This is a genomic window from Nocardia caishijiensis NBRC 108228, from assembly GCF_001612825.1.
GTDB classification, from domain to species: domain Bacteria; phylum Actinomycetota; class Actinomycetes; order Mycobacteriales; family Mycobacteriaceae; genus Nocardia; species Nocardia caishijiensis.
On record NZ_BDBE01000025.1, the window covers coordinates 12,565 to 32,060 of the forward strand.

Genomic DNA, 19,496 nt, shown 5'->3' on the forward strand with positions numbered 1-19,496 from the left:
GCGCGCCGGGCCGTTCGGCGCGTGCCATATTCTGGTCCGAATGAGCGACTTCGACGTCACCGCCGCCGACTCCATCGACCTCGCCCGGTTGCGTCGCTTCGTCGCCGTGGCCGAGGAACTGCATTTCGCGCGGGCCGCGAAGGCGCTGCGGATTCCGCGTCAAGCGTTGAGCGCCACGGTGATCGAGCTGGAAGGCGAACTCGGCACGCGCCTGTTCGTGCCGGGCGCCTCGCCCACCCAGCTGTCCGACGACGGGGCGGTCCTGCTCGAACGCGCACGGGAACTGGTCCGTGCCGACGAGCAGGCACAGCGTGAACAGAAGCCGGACGAGCCCGCGAGTCTGCGTGTCGGCTTCGTCCCCGGGGTGACGGTGTCGAAGTGGGCGCGCGTATGGGGTGAGCGGTTACCGGACCATCCACTCGAGGTGCTCGGCGTCGCGCAGAGCGAGCAGGCGAACGCGCTGCGCGAGGGTCGGGTCGACCTGTGTTTCGTGCGGTTGCCGATGGACCGGGCCGGGATGAACGCGATCCCGCTGTGGGAGGAGACGCCGGTCGCGGTCGTGCGCAAGGACGACGCGTTGTCGCTGCTCGACACGGTGAGCCCGGCCGACCTCACCGACGAACAGCACCACGACAGCGGCGATCTGGATCAGGCCGAAGACGCCTTGGCGATGGTCGCGGCCGTCGGTGGAGTGGCGATCGTGCCGCAGTCGATCGCGCGCCTGCACCATCGCCGCGACCTGGTGTACCGCCCGATCAGCGACACCGAGTTCACCCGGATCGCGCTGGCCTGGCCCGCCGACGGTGAGTCGGAGCTGGTCGAGGAATTCGTCGGCATCGTGCGCGGCCGCTCGGCCAACAGTTCGCGCGGCGCTGAACCTGCCCGCCCGGAGCGCGACCGCGCACCGAAGAAGCAGGCGCCCAAGAAGCAGACCAAGGCGGCGGCACAGCGCAAGCCCGCGAAAACCGGCCGCAAGCCCGGCGCGCGACGCGGCCGCTGACACGAGAATGCCTGCGGCGCGATCGGATCGCGGCCGCAGGCATCGGCGTCGGTGCTACCTCGGGATGCGCTTGGTGAGCGAATCGACGACGAGGACCAGCGCGAGCAGACCGGCGAACCCGATGAGGAAGATGTCCTCGACATGTCCCTGGTGGTTGCCGATGGTCATGCCGAGCAGGGCGATCACGACGAACCACCCGGCGATGCGGAAGGTCTTGGGCGACTCGCCGCTCCAGCCCCATGCTGCCGAGGGCACCTCGGCGGGGTCGACGCTGGTGGCGACGGCGCGCTCGGTGCTGGCTTTTTCGAGGTCCGTGGCGGCCACGATCGCTCCTTAGGGCTCGAGTTCTGGTTGGGCGAGTGTGCATATCGTGGCATACGACCGTTCGTCGTAGCCAGCAGCCCTGCCACAATGGGCCCGTGTCCCACCACGCACCCCGTGCCGCGCACGGCACTACGACGTCGACCGACCGGGTGAAGGTGCTGCTCCTCGGCAGTACCGGTTCGATCGGCACCCAGGCGTTAGAGGTGATCGCGGCCAACCCCGACCGCTTCGAGGTGGTCGGCTTGGCCGCGCGTGGCGGCAACCCCGCGCTGCTCGCCGCGCAGATGGCCGCCACCGGTACCCGCAATGTCGCCGTGGCCGACCCGGCCGCCGCCTGCGGTCTCGATCTGGAGCTGGGCGGGCCGGGCGCGGTGACCCAACTCGTGCGCCGCACCGAGGCCGACGTGGTGCTCAACGCGCTGGTCGGCTCACTCGGCTTGGAACCCACCCTGGCCACCCTCGAGGCGGGCACCCGGCTGGCCCTGGCCAACAAGGAGTCACTGGTCGCCGGTGGTTCACTGGTGACTCGGGCGGCCGCACCCGGCCAGATCGTCCCCGTCGACTCCGAGCATTCGGCCCTCGCGCAGTGTCTGCGCGGCGGTCGCGCCGAGGAGGTGGACCGATTGGTGCTCACCGCCTCGGGCGGCCCGTTTCGAGGCTGGACCACCGAGATGCTCGAATCGGTGAATCCCGACGAGGCGAAAACGCATCCGACCTGGTCGATGGGTCCGATGAACACCCTGAACTCGGCCTCGCTGGTGAACAAGGGCCTGGAACTGATCGAGACGCACCTGCTGTTCGGGGTGCCCTACGACCGCATCGATGTCACCGTGCACCCGCAGTCGATCGTGCATTCACTGGTCACCTTCACCGACGGCTCCACCCTCGCCCAGGCGAGCCCACCCGATATGAAGCTGCCCATCGCGTTGGCCCTCGGCTGGCCCGACCGCCTGCCCCGTGCGGCGACGCCCTGCGACTTCGGCACGGCCTCGACGTGGACGTTCGAGCCCGTCGACGACACGGTCTTCCCGGCCGTGCGGCTGGCCCGGCAGGCCGGTGAGGCGGGCGGCAGCGTCACCGCGGTGTACAACGCGGCCAACGAGGTCGCCGTCTCGGCCTTCCTCGACGGCGCGATCAGGTTCCCGGACATCGTGCGCACCGTCACCCGCGCGGTCGAGGCCGCCGACCGGTGGACCGTCGAACCCGATAACCTGGACGACGTCCTCGCGGCCGACCGCTGGGCAAGGCAGTTCGCCGCCGAGGCTGTCGCCGACGCACCGACGCCCTGACCTGACCGAGGCACGGGGACCCCCACGTTTCGGCCGCCCCTCGGATTCGGGGTTACGAGGCCGAAACCGCGGCGCCAGCCGCAATGATGGAGCCAGAGAAGGGGCCAGATGGTATTCGCGTTCGGGTTTGCCCTGTTCGCCGTCGGTATCACGATCTCGATCGCGTTGCACGAGTGCGGACACATGTGGGCGGCGCAGGCGACCGGCATGAAAGTGCGCCGCTACTTCATCGGTTTCGGGCCGCGCGTCTTCTCGTTCCGGCGTGGCGAGACCGAATACGGCCTCAAGGCCCTGCCGCTGGGTGGCTTCTGCGATATCGCGGGCATGACGGCCCTGGACGAGCTCGAGCCCGAAGAGGTGGATCGCGCGATGTATCGCCAGTCCACCTGGAAGCGGCTGGTGGTGATGTTCGGTGGCATCGCCATGAACTTCCTGCTCGGCTTCATTCTGCTGGTGGTGCTTGCCGTTGGCTGGGGCCTGCCGCAACTCGAGCAGCCACCCGCCACCGCGCTCGGGTCCATGAGCTGCGTGGCACAGGAGACACCCGAGAAGAAGCTCGCGCCGTGCGCGGGTGACGGTCCGGCCCAGCGCGCCGGATTGCGGCGCGGCGACGTCGTGAAGGCCGTGAACGGTGTCGAGGTGACCACCTGGGCCCAGTTCCAGGCCGAAACCCAGAAGCAGACCGGCACCTTCACCTACACCATCGAACGCGACGGCGAGACGCTCACCGTCCCCGTGACCCCCGAGCGGGTGCTGCGCTCGCCCAAGGAGGGCCCGGCCCGCGAGGTGTCCGCGGTCGGTGTCGGCCCCGATTTCGCCGAGCCGCAGCAGTACGGCGTGCTCGAGGCGATCCCGGCGACTATCGTGTTCACCGGTGACTTCTTCGTCGAGACGGTGAAGTCGCTGGCCAAGATGCCGCAGAAGGTGTCGGCGCTGTGGGAGGCGGTCACCGGCGGTGAGCGTGACCCGGAGACCCCGGTCAGCGTGTACGGCGCGAGCCGCATCGGTGGCGAGACCGCCGAGCGTGGACTGTGGGGCATGTTCATCCTGGTGCTGGCCAGCCTGAACTTCTTCCTCGGCGCGTTCAACCTGCTGCCCTTGCTGCCGCTGGACGGCGGGCACATCGCGGTGGTGCTCTACGAGAAGGTGCGCGACGTGGTGCGCTCCTGGCGTGGCAAGGCGCCCGCCGGTCCCGTCGACTACCTGAAACTGCTCCCCGTGACCTACGTGGCGGTCGTGATCGGCGGTGCGTTCATGCTGCTCACCCTCGCCGCCGACATCGTCAACCCCATTCGCCTACCGTGAATTCGGCGGCTGGCGCCGCGAGTGTGCGGCCTGTTTCCTCGATCTTCCCTCCCGCCAGGCACTCCTTCGTCGCACCCTCTGGTCAGTCCAGATCGAGGCGGCCGCACACCGGCTCGTGTTGTGCCCCTCACACGGCCGTGTCGAGGCACGCGACTAAGCTCGGAAGCAATCAGCCCAGGTCGATTCGAGATCCGTAGGAAGAAGGCAGCCGACCGTGACCAGCACCATCGGATTGGGGATGCCCGCCGCTCCCGCTGCTGTTCTCGCACCACGGCGCAAGACCCGTCAGCTCATGGTCGGCACTGTCGGCGTGGGCAGTGACCATCCCATCTCGGTGCAGTCGATGACGACCACCAAGACCCACGACGTGAACGCCACCCTGCAGCAGATCGCCGAACTCACCGCCTCGGGATGCGACATCGTGCGTGTGGCGTGCCCGAGGCAGGAAGACGCCGACGCCCTGGCAACCATCGCCAAGAAGTCACAGATCCCGGTGATCGCCGACATCCACTTCCAGCCCCGCTACATCTTTGCCGCCATCGACGCCGGTTGCGCCGCCGTGCGCGTGAACCCAGGCAACATCAAGGAATTCGACGGCCGTGTCGGCGAGGTGGCCAAGGCCGCGGGCGCGGCGGGCATCCCGATCCGCATCGGTGTGAACGCCGGTTCGCTGGACAAGCGGATGATGGAGAAGTACGGCAAAGCCACCCCCGAGGCGTTGGTCGAGTCGGCGCTGTGGGAGGCGAGCCTGTTCGAGGACCACGGCTTCGGCGACATCAAGATCTCGGTCAAGCACAACGACCCGGTCGTCATGGTCGAGGCCTACCGGCAGCTCGCCGCGCGCAGCGACTACCCGTTGCACCTCGGTGTCACCGAGGCGGGCCCGGCGTTCCAGGGCACCGTCAAGTCCGCGGTCGCCTTCGGCGCGCTGCTCAGCGAGGGCATCGGCGACACGATTCGCGTCTCGCTGTCGGCGCCGCCCGCCGAGGAGGTGAAGGTCGGCGGCCAGATCCTGCAGTCGCTCAACCTGCGCCCCCGCAAGCTCGAGATCGTGTCGTGCCCGTCGTGTGGGCGCGCCCAGGTCGACGTGTACACGCTGGCCGACGCGGTCGCCGCCGGTCTCGACGGGCTCGAGGTCCCGTTGCGTGTCGCGGTGATGGGCTGTGTGGTGAACGGTCCGGGCGAGGCGCGCGAAGCCGATCTCGGGGTGGCCTCGGGCAACGGCAAGGGACAGATCTTCGTCAAGGGTGAGGTCATCAAGACCGTGCCGGAGGCGCAGATCGTGGAGACCCTGATCGAGGAGGCGATGCGCATCGCCGAGGAGATGGGCACCGAGCCGGGCACCCAGCCGGTGGTCACCGCGGGCTGATCCCTCACAGTCCGGCGACGGATTCACCCCGACCCGTACCACTGCGCCCGCTTTCGTGGCAGGCTGGTGCCGTGCGGAGTCTGCTGGAGCCGACGCGACGGTCCAAGGCCACCCCCGCGCGTCCGGTGACCGTGCGGGACCTGGCCGAGGTGCTGCGAGTCCTCGATGCCGACCCGGTCGCCTCGTGCATGATCGCGGCCCGAGTCCAGGAATTCGGCCTCGACACCCGGTCCGGAGTCGGTGAGCTGTGGAGTCGCGGCGGTCCGGCCGACTCGCTGTGTTTCTCCGGCGCGAACCTGGTCCCGCTGCGCGGCGACCAGCAGGCCCTTCGTGCGTTCGCCGACCGGGCGACCCGATGGCCGCGCGTGTGTTCCTCGGTGGTCGGCAGGCAGGAGTTGGCGCTGCCGCTGTGGGAGATGCTGTCACCGACCTGGGGTCCGGCCCGGGAGTTACGCGCCGACCAGCCGCTGCTCGCGCTGGCCCGGCCCGCCCTCGCCCGCCCGGACGGCGCCGTGCGGCGGGTGCGCCCCGACGAGATCGACCGCTACCTCACCGCCGCCATCTCGATGTTCATCGAGGAGGTCGGCATCGACCCGCGCGCGGGCGACGGCGGGCGCGGGTACCGCCGCCGCATCAAGAGTCTCATCGAATCCGGCCGGGCCTGGGCACGTTTCGACGACGGTGAAGTGGTGTACAAGGCCGAGATCGGGTCGTTGTCGCGGCGCACCGGCCAGATCCAGGGCGTGTGGGTACACCCCGAGCATCGCGGTGCCGGGGTGGGGACGGCGGGCACGGCCGCCGTCGCGAATGCCGTTGTGTCGACGGGTCGTACGGCCAGCCTGTACGTGAACGACTACAACGAGATCGCCCGACGTGCTTACAGCCGTGTGGGTTTCCGTCAGATCGCCACCTTCGCCACCGTTCTCGTCGACTAGTTTCCCGCCGCTGACCCGGCGTTGTTGCGTGGTCGGCGTCGAAATCGCCGTTACCATCTGTGCCGATGAGGACTCGGATGTTCACCACCTGTGCGGTGCTCGCGCTCGCGTTGTCCTCGGGCGCGTGTGCGGCGGGACCGCAGGGACCGGTGCCCGCCGCACAGGATTTCGCCGAGGCACTGGCCGACCGCGACCTGGTCACCGCGGGCGGCCTGACGACCGCGCCCGAGAAGGCCACGGCCGCACTCGCTTCCACCTGGGACGCCCTGCAGGCCGAGAAGCTGACCGTCCGCACCGGCGACGCGCGCGTCGCTGGCGACACCGCCACCGTCGACTACACCTACGAGTGGACGCTGCCCAAGGGCAGGCGGTGGACCTACACGGGCGAGCTGCAGATGGGTCGCAGCGAGGGCCGCTGGCTCGTGCGGTGGACTTCGACCGACATCCATCCCAAACTCGGCGACACCCAAACCCTGGAACTGCGAACGCAGCCCGCGCCCCGCGCGCGCGTCAACGAGTCGGCGGGCAGCGACGTGCTCGTGCCCGGCAAGGTGTCGCGGGTGCGGTTCACCGTCGCCGACGCCCCCGACCCCGAGCGGGTCGCGGGTGCGCTGGCGGGTGCGTTGAGCCGCATCGACCCGGTGGCCTACACCCCGCAGGCCATCCTCGCGGCCGCGCGCACAGCCGATGGGGCGTACACGGTCATCCTGCTCAGCGAGTACGAGGCCGAGACGCTCGGTGGACACCTGATCGGCCTGCCGGGTGTGACGCTCACCCAGGAGTGGGACATGGTGCCCACCGACCGCAAGTTCGCCCCCGACCTGCTCACCCAGGTCCGCAAGACCGTGATCGCCGAGGTCGACGGCAAGGCGGGGTGGAGTGTGGTGACCCGCAATGCCAACGGCGCGGATCTCGATGTGCTGCACGAGGTCCCGGCCCAACCCGCGCCGTCGTTCGCACTGAGTATCGACCGGTTCGTGCAGAATTCGGCGCAGCACGCGGTCGATCTGCGCACCGAGCAGACGATGATGGTGGTGCTGCGGCCCTCGACCGGCGCGATCCTCGCGGTGGCCCAGAACAAGGCCGCCGACCGGGACGGTCCGGTGGCCACCAGCGGTCAGTACCCGCCCGGCTCGATCTTCAAGACGGTGACGGCGTCGGCGGCGATGGCGGCGGGCATCGCCACCCCGGAGACGGTGCTGCCCTGCCCGAGCCGGACAACCATCGGCGAGCGGACGATTCCCAACTACAACCTCTTCTCCGTGGGCAACGTGCCGATGGCGACCGCCTACGAACGTTCCTGCAACACCACCTTCGCCGGGCTGGCCAGTCGGCTCGAACCCGACGCCCTCACCCAGGCCGCCGCCCGCCTCGGGATCGGCCAGGACTATCGGGTGGCCGGGTTGCCGACGTTGTCGGGGTCGGTGCCGCCCGCGCAAGGGCTGGTCCAACGCGCCGAGGACGGCATCGGACAGGGCCGGGTGGTGGCGAGTCCGTTCGGGATGGCGCTGATGGCGGCCACGGTGGCGCACGGGTCGGCGCCGGTGCCGTATCTGATCGCGGGCAGGCCGACCGAGATCGTCGGGGACCGGCCCGAACTCGCGCCCGAGGTGGTCGCGGGTCTGCGCGAGATGATGCGGATGGTCGTCACCGGCGGTACCGCCGAACGCATCCGGGATCAGGGCGAGGTGTACGGCAAGACCGGTGAGGCCGAGGTCGAGGGCGGCTCGCACTCGTGGTTCGTCGGCTACCGAGGTGATATCGCCTTCGCCACCCTGCTGGTCAAGGGCGGCAGTTCCGACAACGCGGTGGCCGTCACCCGTGACATGTTCGCGGCACTGCCGCCGGGCTACTGAGCGCGATACGGCGGGACGACGGAGGAGTCCTTGTCGGTGTGTTCGACCGCGTCACGGTGGACCACTTCATAGCCGGGAGCCGGTTTGGGCGGCGCGGATTGGACTCGGGCGTCGAGCAGATCGATGGCCATGGCACCGCCGAGAATCATTCCAGCAGTGGTCAAAATCAGGGTGGAACGGCTCATATTCGTCTCCCTCGTCCAGGGTTTCGACGTTGTTCCGAATGGGAGAACCGTAGAACGCTGGAGCGCCCGGCGACAGGCGGCAGGAGCAAGCGACACACAATTGTTGCCATATGTGCGGGCGTGTTCGAATGAAATCGCTATCCGACCGTGACGATCCGCCCCGACGATCGAACATGCTGCTCAGCGGGCATGTGCAAATGAAATTGCATTGTCACGCACGTTGCAGGGTCGCGCTCAGGTGGTGCTGCAGGGATTCGCCGACGGCGGCCATCCGCAGGGTGTACTCGATCGTGTCGCCGGTCACATGGAATGAACGACCGACGGCCGTCACCGATTTCGCCGACCCGCTCACCCCGATATTCGTCGAATTCAATTCGAGTCGAATTCCGTCGACGGTTTCGGTGAGTGTGCCCTCGCAGATCTCGGTGATTCCGGTGGGGTGGGCGAGTACCAGTTCCACCTTGCCGGGGGCCGGGGCACGCAGATAACCCGTCTCCGCGTGCAGCGGTCGGCCGTCGTCGCCGGACCTCGTGCGCTGCCGGTAGGTCAGGAACGGGCGGCCGAGATGGCCGAACGTGATCTCCTCGACGTAGTCGAAGGGGGCGATGGTCGGATACTCACCGTGACCTCGCCCGCGCCAGGTACCGAGCAGCGGCGCGAGAGCGGCGACGGCGGGATGCGGGGCGATGGGCGCGCTTGGTTCGACCACGCGCGACAGCCTAGACCTGTCGGCACAGCCATGTTCACGGCACACCGCCACACGGGGCGGGATAAGGTCAGCGTCGCCTGAACGCCGTCCGGCGGAGGTCGAAAGGAATGAACGTTGAACGGACATGTGAGGGGCACCCGCCGGGTGCTGTCCGGGCCGGTGCGCGGTGCGGTTCTCGGCGCGGTGTTATTGGTCGCGGCCGCGTGCTCGAGCACCGAACCGGCGGGCGACGGTGTCGCCGCCCTCGACGGCAACCGGTACAGCCAGACGGATCTGGCCGCCAGCTCCGACTCCTATCACGCCCAGTTCACCATCGCCGAGATGGTCGACGCCTGGGGCCTGGCCAACCGGCCCAAGGGCGCGGGCGGGCATTTCTGGGTCGGTGCGGGCGGCAAGTCGTTCCAGTTCCTCGGTGACGTCAGCGAATCGACGGATCCCACACTGCGGAAACTCACCAGGGACCAATTCGAGTCCGTCGCGATTCCCGGCGCCGATGCCGACCCGTCCGACAAATCGGTCGGCAAGACGACCGGTGTGGTGTTCAACCCCGCCCCGGTCAATTCCGATCTGTTCGTGGTGCGCGACCAGTGGGTGGATCTGAACGGGATGCCGGTCCCGCTCGGCGGTTCGGCGCGATTCATCGTCGCCACCGATTCCGGCAAGATCGACGCCTGGACCGAGCAGGCACCCGACGGCGCCGTCATCCGGCGCAACGGTGGCGCGAACCAGGTCTTCGACGGTGCGGCTCAGGGCATGTCGTTCCTCGGGCTGGCGCTGGCCCCGTCCGGTGACAGACTCCTCGCCGCCGACTTCGGCGCCGACCCGCAGATCCGCACCTTCGACAAGTTCTGGCAGCCGGTGGCGACCACCGGTTTCGCCAACCCGTTCGCCACCGGAAAGCCCATCGACCCCGCCACTCCCGAGAAGGGCAACAAGGCCGTACCCGGCGACCCGGCACCGTTCAACGTCACCACCGTCGGCAGCCGGGTGTTCGTCTCCTATGCCGTGACCAAGGCCGACCCGAAGGACCCCGAGGCATTCGACAAGGGCGAGGAGGTCTCGCTCGCCGCCGAGGCCGACGACGCGGCCGACGGCACCCCGGACAAGGGCAAGGTCGCCGAATTCGATGCCGCGGGCAAGCTCGTGCGCATCATCGACGACGGCGGTCGCCTCAACGCCCCCTGGGCCGTGACGATCGCGCCGTCGAATTTCGGCGCACTCTCGGGCAAGTTGCTGATCGGCAACTCCGGTGGCCTCGGCCGGGTGCTCGCCTACGACGACACCACCGGAACCTTCGTCGACTACCTGCGCGACCGAGAAGGCGAGCCGGTGCGGATCGAGGGACTGTGGGCGTTGGCGTTCGGCAACGGTGAGAGCGCGGGCGACGCGAACGCCCTGTACTTCACGGCAGGTCCACGGGACGAGAAGGACGGCCTGTTCGGCAGTCTGCGGGCGCTGTAGCGCGAGGGCACCACACCAGGCGAACAGGACAACCCGAATGTCCGCCTGGCCTGTTCGCTTCCGTTTGGCACTGCGGTAGGGGACAGTGGTGGCGGAGTGTTTGCCGGGGTGGCCGAGCCGGAGGTGCCAGATGACGGTGATGCGCTGTGAGACGCGGTTTTCGGTCGACCGAACCAGGTTGCCCGGGCGTGAGCTGATGCTCGCCGCCTTCCGTGGACTGTCCGAGGGTTACCACCCGGTGCTGCATGCCGCGGCCGAGCTCGCCGTGCTGCATCAGGTGCGTGACCGCACCCCGGCGTTCGAGGCGGTCGGGATCGACCGCCGCCGCGCGCAGTTGATGCGCGCGATCGACCGCTGGGTGATCCTGGCCGCCCCGCTGCCGTCGGTCATCGCGGCCGAGCACTGCGAAACCCTCGGCATGCTCGTGGACCGGCTCGCCGCCCACAGTGTGCGCCTGTTCGTCACGCTGGTCGACGCCCCCGACGCCGAGTTCTACGACGAATGGGTCCGGCTCGACGCCCTCGCCGAGAGCTATCAGTGCCTGATCGACGAGCTGTGGGCAGGTTCCCGCTGTCTTCCCGTAGTGGTCCACTGATCGATGCCCCCGAAATCATCGGCTCGGTAGGGCTTTTCGTACGACGTACCCTTTGTTGTGCGCACAGACGAGGAGCAGGCGGGGACCTGTGAGTGGTCCCGCGAGGTGTACGCTGAAGCACGACCGACCGCCGCGCTGTCGACCGTGCTGCCGATCCGTCCGCGCGCCGATCGGGTCGACGGCACACCGCTGTTCTGTGTGGCCGGTGAGGCGGGTCTGGCGTGGCCGTTCGCCGGTCTGCTGGCCCATCTCGCACCCGAGATTCCGGTCTACGGGTTGCAGACGGTCGTGAGCTTGCCGACGATCGAGGAGTACGCGCGGCATTTCCTGGCCGAGATCCGCCGGATCGTCCCGACGGGGCCGTATCAGTTGCTCGGTTGGTCGGTGGGCGGCCTCGTCGCCCAGGAGATGGCGGTGCGGCTGAGGGAGGACGAGCAGGTTGTCCGGGTTGTCCTCCTCGGCTCCGATCTCGACGCCGGACAGCTGACAACGACGACCCCACGGAGGTTCACCGAGCGGCTGATCGTCGACGAAGAAGGCGGCGCACCGAACTCGGAAACCGACACGATAGCGACCGACACGATAGCGACCGACTTCGCCGACTCACTCGCGCGCACGATCGCCATGACCGGTGCCGAGCTGCGCAACCTGATCGATCACGCCGATGCCCTGACCCGCGCGGCGGCAACCCATCGCCCGCAGCACCTGCCCGGCGAACTCGTCCTCGTCGTTCCCGAGCGCGACCGGCCCGACGCCGATGCCGCGCTGCGGAATCGGCGACGCTTCGGCCCGGTGAGGGGCCACGCCGTCGACGCGACCCTGGACGACCTCCTCGCACCCGAGGTCCTCGCCCTGGTCGCCGACCTGCTCACCGTGTGAAAGCGGCTACCGTCCCGGATCGATCTTGGCCGCGATCTCGTCGCGCGCCCGCTGAATCAGCGCGGCGGAATCACGCGGGCTCAGCGCCATGGCCCGTAACTGGTCGAAGATCACGCCGAACCGGCGGATCTCCGAATGGCCTTCGACCAGGTCGTGGACGGACATGCTCTCCACGTACACCAGTTCGGGGTCGACGGGATTGCGGAAGTCGAGCAGGGTGAACGAGCCAGCCATGCCGGGATGCGCGCCCGCCTCGAACGGCAGGACCTGCAGGATCACGTTCTTGCGCTTGGTTTCCTCCAGCAGCCGGTCGAGCTGGCCGACCATGGTCACCGGCCCGCCGACCACTCGGCGGATGGCCGCCTCGTCCATCACGACCCACAGCTCGAGCGGATCGTCCTTCGTGAGGTTGACGGCGCGGTCCATGCGTGCCTTCGCCCGGCTCTCCATCACCGAGGCGTCGAGGCGCGGCATCGACGTGTCGATCACCGCCGCCGCGTATTCGAAGGTCTGCAAAAGTCCCGGAACGGTTGAAGTCTGGTACTGACGTGCCGAAAGTGCTTCCGCCTCGAAGTTGATGTAGGTGGCGTAGACCTCCGACAACGCGCCCTCGTACGCGTGGGACATACCCGGTTTGAGCGCGTCGCTGAGCAGGCTCATGGCCTCCTCGCGCATTTTGTCGCTCACCTGGTACAGGTCGAGCATCGCGCTGAGAGTTCGCCGCTGTGGGCGCGCCTGTGCCATTTCGATGCGGTACAGGGTCGTCACGTTGATGCCCGTGCGCGCGCTCACGTCCTCTTTGCTGAGCTGGGCGGATTCGCGCAGCTCACGAAGCATCGCGGCGAGCCTGCGAAGCCGGACGGTGAGAGTGGTTCGCTTGCCTGCCATGGTGCCCCTTCGCCTGTGGCGCGCTACGTGAATCGCATTATTGCGCTGCTCGTCCATGCTGTCACGGGTTCGGGAAAGAATGCCGGTCGGCCTGTTCGCGTGCGGTCATGTGACCGGTGGTTCCGTCAGGGCGGCTTTACTGCATGAGTGACAACGCAATCTTGCGTTTCCCGTTGTGAGCGAGCATGATCCAGTTAGCCTGGTTGCGAGCAAGCCGAACAGAAGACCGGGATAACCGAATCGAGAGCCAATCATGTTGGTAGACAAATCTTGGGTGTCGGGTGAATTCGGGGCGTTGCGATGAGCGCGCCGGTGATGAGTGGGGTACTGCCGACGGCGCCACAATTGTTGTGCGCCTTCCAGGGGCGGCGTTTCCAGGATCGCGAATTGTTGCGATCGGCGCACGCGCTCGCCGAACTGCACGAACGGCGGGCACAGGTGCGTGACGCCGCATTGATCGCCGAAATAGATTGCCGTCGGGGAGAACTCGTCGACGACATCAACGACTGGATCGTCGCCGAGATTCCGGTGAATCGGGCGGGCGCGTCGCTGCACACCGAGAGTCTCGGTGCTGTCGTCGACCGGATGGCGCGCAGTTGGGTCGATGCCAACCAGGCCATCGACCTCGACGGCGCGCGCAGCGACAGCACACACAAGCACTGGTATCACCTCGCCGAACTGGTCGACGGCTACACCGACCTCGTCACCGATGTGATCGGTGGGCGGCGCAGGCTGCCCGAGCAGTAGGGGCTACCCGGTTTCCGGTGACAACCTCGCCTCGAAGGCGACACGGTCACCACGGTAGAGCGAGCGCACCCGTTCGATGGGTGCGCCGTCCGCATCGACACTTCGTCGGTGCAGCAGCAACATCGGTAACGCGGTAGTGCTTTCGAGCAGACCCGCCTCCCGTGGGGAGGCGAGTACGGTCTCGATGCGTTCGCGCGCACCGGCGAAACTCACGCCGGTCGCGCGGATCGCCGCGTACAGCGACGTGGTCGGGTCGTAACTGCCGCGAAGCCCGCCGAAGCGGTGCAGCGGCAGGTAAGTGCTTTCCAGCCCGATGCGTTCACCGTCGGCGAGCAGGACGCGTTCGAGGTGCATCACCGGGATGCCGGGTTCCACCTCCAGATCGATCGCGGTCTGCGCGTCGGCGGCCACGTCCTCCCAGGTGACGACGATGCGGCCGGGTACGCGCCCGAGGCTGATCGCGCCCTCGGTGTAGGACCGAAGCGACAGCGGTTGGGTGAGTTTGGGCCGCGACACGACCGTTCCGCGTCCACGTCGACGAATCCTGCCCTCCACCAACAGTTCCCGCAGCGCGTGGCGCACCGTCTCGCGCGCCACGCCGAAGCGGGTGGCGAGTTCGCGTTCGGAGGGCACGGGGTCGCCCTCGGCGAGTTCGGCGAGGATCGCGTCGATTTCGGTGCGGACGCGGAACACCTTCGGGACGCGCGTGGTGTGCGGTGAATCCATGTCGCCCAGCGTACCCGGATTGGTCTATACCAAAAGTTAACGCGGTGTTCGCCCGGGCCACACCTATCGGTCTAGACCATTTGCAACTATCGGTGCCATGCGATTGGTCATCATCGGCGGCGGGATTCTCGGCACGGCGCACGCCTGGGCCGCGATAGCCCGCGGCCACGAGGTCGTCCACCTGGAACGCGAACGCGAGGCGCGTGGCGCGACGGTCCGCAACTTCGGCCTGGTCTGGGTGTCGGGCCGCTCGGCGGGGGAACTGGAACTCACGCTGCGCTCGCGCGAGCTGTGGGAGGAGATCGGCGGCCGGGTCGCGGGCGTCGGCTTCCGGCCCGCCGGGTCGATCACCCTGGTCCGTACCCCGGCGGAGCTGGCCGTCGCCGAGGCCGCCGCCTCGGGACCGACCGCGGCCGCTCGCGGTTTCGCCCTGCTCGAACCCGAGCAGGTGCTCGCCCTGAATCCAGCATTGCGCGGCAAATACCTTGCCGGGCTGCACTGTTCGACCGACGCGGCGGTGGAGTCGCGTCAGGCGCTCCCGGCCCTGCGCGCCCACATGGCGGCAAGCGGTCGCTATACCTTCCACGAGTCGACCGAGGCGCGCTCGATCACCGACACCGGCGCGGGTGCGGTGGTGCTCGACGACCGGGGCCGCAGGTACGAGGCCGACCTGGTCGTGCACTGCCCGGGCGCCGCGCATTCCGGGCTCACCAGGGAACTGGCCGGTGAGCTGCCGGTGCGCCGGGTGCGGTTGCAGATGATGCAGACCGAACCACTCGGCGAGGAACTCACCACGGCGATCGCCGACGGCGACAGCTTCCGCTACTACCCGGGTTTCGCTGGCCCGCAGGTGGATTCGCTCACAGCCGAGCAGTCCCAGACCGCCACTGCCGCCGAGCACAAGATGCAGTTGCTGTGTGTGCAGCGGTTGCACGGCGGGCTGACCATCGGCGACACCCACGAGTACACCGAACCGTTCGCCTTCGACGTCGACGAGGCACCCTACGAGCACCTGACCGAGGTGACCGAGGAACTGCTCGGACGCCGACTGCCACGGGTGGTGCGCCGCTGGGCGGGTGTCTACAGCCAGAGCGTCGATCCGGACGCCATCGTCACCCGGGCCCGCGCCGACACCAACGTCTGGGTGGTCACCGGCCCCGGCGGGCGCGGAATGACGCTCGGCCCCGCGATCGGCGAACAGACCGCCGACCAGATCGGACTGTGAGGAACACGATGTCGGACAACAGGATTCAACTGGCCGTGCTCGACATGGCCGGTACCACCGTCGCCGACGGCGGGCTGGTGCTGCGCGCCTTCGAGGAGGCCGCCACAGCGGTGGGTATCGAGGTGGCAGGCCCGCGTCGCGAGCAGGCCCGCCGCTACGTGCTCGACACCATGGGGCAGTCCAAGATCGAGGTCTTCCGCGCGCTGCTCGGCGACGAGGCCGCCGCCCAGGCCGGTAACCGCGCCTTCGAGGCCGCCTACGACGCCCTCGTCGACGAGGCTGATATCGCGCCGATTCCCGGTGCGGTGGAGGCGATCACGGCCCTGCGTGACGCGGGCGTGCGGGTGGCGCTGACCACCGGGTTCAGCCGCGTCACCCAGGACAAGCTGCTGGCCGCCCTCGGCTGGACCGACCTCGCCGACCTCACCCTCGCCCCGTCCGACGCGGGCCGTGGTCGCCCCTACCCGGACATGGTCCTCACCGCGGCGCTGCGGCTGCGGGTCGACGCGGTCGACCGGATCGCCGTCCTCGGTGACACGACCAGCGATATCGCCACCGGTCTCGCGGCCGGGGCAGGCGTCGTCGCGGGCACCCTGACCGGCGCGCACACCGCGGCCCAGCTGCGCGAGGCGGGCGCCACCCACATCGTCGACTCCGTCGTCGACTTCCCCGCCTTGCTCCTGCCCTGAACTTCCGTCGCGGCGACCGCCGCGGCGCATGCACCTCCGTGAAACGAAAGTTGCTGTCATCGTGCGTACTTCCCTCACCAGACGTGGCCTCGCGCGCACCGCGTTGCTGCTGGCCGGTGCCACCGCCGTCGCGTTCTCCTCGGCGTGTGGCGGCACCGGAACCGAATCGGCCGACGGCCGCACCATCACCGTGTACTCCGCCGACGGCGTCGGTGGCTGGTACAAGAACCGCTTCGCCGAGTTCACCGAGCAGACCGGGATAGCGGTGAATCTGGTCGAGGCCGGATCCGGCGAGGTGGTCAACCGGGTCGACAAGGAACAGTCCAATCCGCAGGCCGACCTCGTCGTCACCCTGCCGCCGTTCATCCAGAAGGCCGAACAGTCGGGTCTGCTGCAGCCGAGCGGCATCGATACCGCCGCCATCCCGGCCGCCGACAAGGATCCCGACGGCAACTACGTGACGATGGCCAACAACTTCCTGTGCTTCATCGCCAACCCGTCGGTCGACGCCACCGCGCTCACCTGGGACGACCTGCTGAAACCGGAGTTCAGGGGCAAGCTGCAGTATTCGACGCCCGGCCAGGCCGGTGACGGTACCGCCGTGCTCGTGTTGCTGCAGCAGTTGCGCGGCAAGCAGGGCGCGCTGGACTACCTGGCCGCGTTGCAGGCCAACAATGTCGGCCCGTCGTCGTCGACCGGCAAGCTGCAGGCCAAGGTCGACAAGGGCGAGCTGCTCATCGCCAACGGTGACGTGCAGATGAACCTGACCACGGTGAAGGAGAAGGGTTCGGCGTTCAACGTCTTCTTCCCCGCCGCCGACGGCAAGAAGTCCACCGTCGCGGTGCCGTACATGATGGGTCTGGCCAAGGGCGCCCCGCACAAGGACGACGCCACCGAGCTGATGCGGTTCCTGCTGTCGCCCGAGGCCCAGGCCGAGCTCGGGCCCGAGGCGTTCGCGGTGTCGCCGCGCACCGACGTCGCCGCTCCGGCCGAAGGTGGCCCCGCCGCGACCATGCGCGGCGTCGAGGTGCTTCCGGTCGACTGGACCAAGGTGCTCACCGAGCTGGATGCCGACCTCGCGGCATACCAGAAGGCAACCGGCAGCTGAAACCCCTGTACAAGGAGTCGACAATGTCCGATGAGGACGTCCGCACGGGGTCCCTCGTTTCCGTGACGACCGAGACGACCGAACCCGCGATCGTGTTCGACCGGGTAGGTGTCAGCTACGGCCGGGGCCGCAAAGCCGCTGTCGCGCTGGCCGAGTTCAACCTGCGCGTCGCCGTCGGCGAGACGGTGGCGCTGCTCGGCCCGAGCGGGTCGGGCAAGTCGACCGCGCTCAAGGCGCTGGCCGGATTCGTCCGTCCCACCTCGGGTTCGGTCCGTCTGGCCGGGCGCGACGTCACCGCGTTGTCGCCCGTCGAGCGGGGGATCGGTGTGGTCGTGCAGTCCTATGCGCTGTTCCCGCACATGAACGTGCACAGCAATGTGGCGTTCGGGCTGAAAGCGCAGCGGGTGCCGCGTGCCGAGATCGGGCCGCGTGTCACCGAGGCCTTGGACATGGTCGGCATGGGTGGCTACGCGCGGCGCCTGCCGAGGGAACTGTCGGGTGGTCAGCAGCAGCGGGTGGCGATCGCCCGTGCGCTGGCCATCCGGCCCAAGGTGCTGCTGCTCGACGAACCGCTCGCCGCGCTCGACGCGCAACTGCGCCACTCGATGCTCGGCGAACTGCAGGAGTTGCGTAAGGCCTTGCCCGACACGGCGATGCTGTACGTCACTCACGATCAGGCTGAGGCGCTCGCCTTGGCCGACCGGATCGCGGTGATGCGTGATGCCCGCCTCGTCGACATCGACACCGCCGAAAACCTCTGGCAGCGACCGCCGTCCGATTTCACCGCCGGGTTCCTCGGCGGGGCGAACCTGGTGCCGTGCACGGTGAAGCACGTCACCGGGACGGCGGCGTTGGTCACCGCGGGTACCTCCACGCTGCGTGCCCAGGCGCCGGTACCCGGTGTCGGGCAGGACGAGTGGAAGCCCGACGACGACGCGCTGCTGTGCGTGCGCCCGCACACCATCGCCCTCGGCAAGACCTCGGCTCGCGACGCGTTGCGCGCCACGGTGCGTAGCGCGGTGTGGCGAGGTGCGTCGACTCGCGTGGAGCTCGATGTCGACGGATTGCCTGCTGTGCTGGCCGCCGACGTGCCCGGACATTGCACCGCAGCGGTGGGTTCGGTGGTCGGTGTTGTCCTGCCCGATCCTGCCGGTGTCCTGATCGCGAACACGATCGGGATGGGTACTCCCGGTTCGGGAGCGACATCATGATCTCGACTGCATTCGGCGCGGGAATCCGGTCGGCACCACGTATTCCGGCGGCGAAGGTGTTCGGCGATCAGTATCTGTCCTGCGACGGTGAGGTACAGCGATGAGTACACCGGTCCTCGACCCGCCTGTGCTCGCGAAGCCGGAATCCGGTGGCGCGCGGCGCTCGTGGATGCCTGTCCTCTGGGCACTGCCGCCCGTGCTCATCGTGCTCGGCATCGCCGGATACCCGATTCTTCGGGTCCTCACGGAGTCGACGCGCACACCGACTGGACGCGGGACCGACGTGTGGTCGTCGGTTCTCGGCTCGGCGTCGTTCCGGGAAGCGTTGTGGCGCACCATTTCCATCGCCGTGTGCTCGACGCTCGGCTGTCTGGTGCTCGGTACGTTCCTCGCGATCGTGCTCGCGTTCGTGCCGTTTCCCGGTTCAGGGGTGGTCGGCAGGCTGATCGACACCGTCCTCACCCTCCCGTCGTTCCTCATCACCCTGGCCTTCACCTTCCTCTACGGCACAGCGGGCGCGGTGAACGCGTTGATCGCCGAATTGACCGGGGCGACAACACCGGTCATCGACTTCCTCACCACGCCACTCGGTGTGATCCTCGCGGAGATCACCTTCTTCACACCGTTCGTGGTGCGACCCGTTCTCGCCGCGTTCGCGCAACTGCCCCGCGAACAGCTCGATGTGGCGGCCAGCCTCGGCGCCTCACCGTGGCGAGTGCTGCGACAGGTGGTGCTGCCCGAAGCGTGGCCCGCGCTCGCGGCGGGCGGCAGCCTCGTCTTGCTGTTGACGCTCAACGAGTTCGGCATCGTGCTGTTCACCGGCGCCAAGGGTGTGATCACCCTGCCCGCTCTGATCTATACACGCGGCATCGTCGCCTTCGACCTGCCGGGAGCGGCGGTCCTCGCCACCGTGCAGGTGGTGCTCTCGCTCACCCTGTACCTCACCTACCGGCTCGTGTTCGCCCGGTTCATCGCCCGTCCGAAGGAGGACTGAT

The 19,496-nt window shown here is 68.5% G+C and carries 20 protein-coding genes; 15 read left to right on the plus strand and 5 right to left on the minus strand.

The features are described 5' to 3' along the window. Positions 1-40 precede the first annotated feature (40 nt). Positions 41-1,000, plus strand: coding sequence for a LysR family transcriptional regulator (locus NC7_RS07005; RefSeq protein ID WP_067980544.1), 960 nt, complete (start codon positions 41-43; stop codon positions 998-1,000). 54 nt (positions 1,001-1,054) lie between these two features. On the opposite strand, the gene NC7_RS07010 is transcribed toward NC7_RS07005, so the two are convergent. Next, positions 1,055-1,324 carry a DUF2631 domain-containing protein gene (locus tag NC7_RS07010; RefSeq protein ID WP_067980547.1) on the minus strand — a complete coding sequence of 90 codons (270 nt, stop codon included), beginning with the start codon at positions 1,322-1,324 and terminating at the stop codon, positions 1,055-1,057. A gap of 95 nt (positions 1,325-1,419) precedes the next feature. Between NC7_RS07010 and dxr the strand changes: the two genes are divergently transcribed. The 5 genes from dxr (at position 1,420) to NC7_RS07035 (ending at position 8,078) form a co-directional block, all read left to right on the plus strand. Next, positions 1,420-2,613 (plus strand): 1-deoxy-D-xylulose-5-phosphate reductoisomerase, encoded by a 1,194-nt coding sequence (gene dxr, locus NC7_RS07015; RefSeq protein WP_236573384.1) that lies wholly within the window; start codon positions 1,420-1,422, stop codon positions 2,611-2,613. Between the two features lie 108 nt (positions 2,614-2,721). Next, positions 2,722-3,918, plus strand: coding sequence for a M50 family metallopeptidase (locus NC7_RS07020; RefSeq protein WP_067980556.1), 1,197 nt, complete (start codon positions 2,722-2,724; stop codon positions 3,916-3,918). A gap of 214 nt (positions 3,919-4,132) precedes the next feature. Then, on the plus strand, positions 4,133-5,287 hold the full coding sequence (ispG, locus tag NC7_RS07025) for a flavodoxin-dependent (E)-4-hydroxy-3-methylbut-2-enyl-diphosphate synthase (RefSeq protein ID WP_067980559.1): 1,155 nt from the start codon (positions 4,133-4,135) through the stop codon (positions 5,285-5,287). Between the two features lie 80 nt (positions 5,288-5,367). Beyond that, positions 5,368-6,222 (plus strand): GNAT family N-acetyltransferase, encoded by an 855-nt coding sequence (locus NC7_RS07030; RefSeq protein ID WP_373861235.1) that lies wholly within the window; start codon positions 5,368-5,370, stop codon positions 6,220-6,222. A gap of 65 nt (positions 6,223-6,287) precedes the next feature. Then, complete coding sequence (locus NC7_RS07035; RefSeq protein WP_067980561.1) at positions 6,288-8,078, plus strand: penicillin-binding transpeptidase domain-containing protein; 1,791 nt, start codon at positions 6,288-6,290, stop codon at positions 8,076-8,078. Here NC7_RS07035 and NC7_RS07040 read toward each other — a convergent pair. Both NC7_RS07040 and NC7_RS07045 read right to left on the minus strand, forming a co-directional pair. Further along, positions 8,072-8,263, minus strand: coding sequence for a hypothetical protein (locus NC7_RS07040; protein ID WP_067980567.1), 192 nt, complete (start codon positions 8,261-8,263; stop codon positions 8,072-8,074). The two genes, NC7_RS07035 and NC7_RS07040, sit on opposite strands and share 7 nt — an antisense overlap. A 211-nt stretch (positions 8,264-8,474) precedes the next feature. Beyond that, positions 8,475-8,972 carry a peroxynitrite isomerase gene (locus NC7_RS07045; RefSeq protein WP_067980569.1) on the minus strand — a complete coding sequence of 166 codons (498 nt, stop codon included), beginning with the start codon at positions 8,970-8,972 and terminating at the stop codon, positions 8,475-8,477. A gap of 114 nt (positions 8,973-9,086) precedes the next feature. On the opposite strand from NC7_RS07045, the gene NC7_RS07050 reads away from it, so the two are divergent. The 3 genes from NC7_RS07050 (at position 9,087) to NC7_RS07060 (ending at position 11,907) form a co-directional block, all read left to right on the plus strand. After that, positions 9,087-10,433, plus strand: a complete 1,347-nt coding sequence (locus NC7_RS07050) for a TIGR03118 family protein (protein ID WP_236573382.1) — start codon at positions 9,087-9,089, stop codon at positions 10,431-10,433. A 130-nt stretch (positions 10,434-10,563) separates the two neighbouring features. Next, positions 10,564-11,028, plus strand: coding sequence for a DUF4254 domain-containing protein (locus NC7_RS07055; protein ID WP_236573380.1), 465 nt, complete (start codon positions 10,564-10,566; stop codon positions 11,026-11,028). A 57-nt stretch (positions 11,029-11,085) separates the two neighbouring features. Continuing rightward, entirely contained in the window at positions 11,086-11,907 is an 822-nt protein-coding gene (locus tag NC7_RS07060; RefSeq protein ID WP_067980572.1) for an alpha/beta fold hydrolase, read from the plus strand. Between the two features lie 6 nt (positions 11,908-11,913). On the opposite strand, the gene NC7_RS07065 is transcribed toward NC7_RS07060, so the two are convergent. Continuing rightward, entirely contained in the window at positions 11,914-12,795 is an 882-nt protein-coding gene (locus NC7_RS07065; protein ID WP_067980575.1) for a helix-turn-helix domain-containing protein, read from the minus strand. 387 nt (positions 12,796-13,182) lie between these two features. Between NC7_RS07065 and NC7_RS07070 the strand changes: the two genes are divergently transcribed. Further along, entirely contained in the window at positions 13,183-13,542 is a 360-nt protein-coding gene (locus NC7_RS07070; RefSeq protein ID WP_067981232.1) for a DUF4254 domain-containing protein, read from the plus strand. A 3-nt stretch (positions 13,543-13,545) separates the two neighbouring features. Here the strand turns inward: NC7_RS07070 and NC7_RS07075 are convergent, their stop codons facing one another. Then, the gene (locus tag NC7_RS07075) at positions 13,546-14,268 is read right to left on the minus strand and encodes a GntR family transcriptional regulator (protein ID WP_067980577.1); all 723 of its coding nucleotides are present in this window, start codon (positions 14,266-14,268) and stop codon (positions 13,546-13,548) included. A gap of 97 nt (positions 14,269-14,365) precedes the next feature. On the opposite strand from NC7_RS07075, the gene NC7_RS07080 reads away from it, so the two are divergent. From NC7_RS07080 to NC7_RS07100, 5 genes are all read left to right on the plus strand, one after another. Beyond that, positions 14,366-15,493 carry a TIGR03364 family FAD-dependent oxidoreductase gene (locus NC7_RS07080; RefSeq protein WP_067980580.1) on the plus strand — a complete coding sequence of 376 codons (1,128 nt, stop codon included), beginning with the start codon at positions 14,366-14,368 and terminating at the stop codon, positions 15,491-15,493. A gap of 8 nt (positions 15,494-15,501) precedes the next feature. After that, positions 15,502-16,182 (plus strand): phosphonatase-like hydrolase, encoded by a 681-nt coding sequence (locus tag NC7_RS07085; protein ID WP_067980583.1) that lies wholly within the window; start codon positions 15,502-15,504, stop codon positions 16,180-16,182. 61 nt (positions 16,183-16,243) lie between these two features. After that, on the plus strand, positions 16,244-17,290 hold the full coding sequence (locus tag NC7_RS07090; protein ID WP_067980585.1) for a 2-aminoethylphosphonate ABC transporter substrate-binding protein: 1,047 nt from the start codon (positions 16,244-16,246) through the stop codon (positions 17,288-17,290). A gap of 23 nt (positions 17,291-17,313) precedes the next feature. Continuing rightward, positions 17,314-18,501, plus strand: coding sequence for an ABC transporter ATP-binding protein (locus tag NC7_RS07095; RefSeq protein WP_067980588.1), 1,188 nt, complete (start codon positions 17,314-17,316; stop codon positions 18,499-18,501). A 100-nt stretch (positions 18,502-18,601) separates the two neighbouring features. Then, positions 18,602-19,495, plus strand: coding sequence for a 2-aminoethylphosphonate ABC transporter permease subunit (locus NC7_RS07100; RefSeq protein WP_084458104.1), 894 nt, complete (start codon positions 18,602-18,604; stop codon positions 19,493-19,495). The last annotated feature ends 1 nt before the right edge of the window (position 19,496 follow it).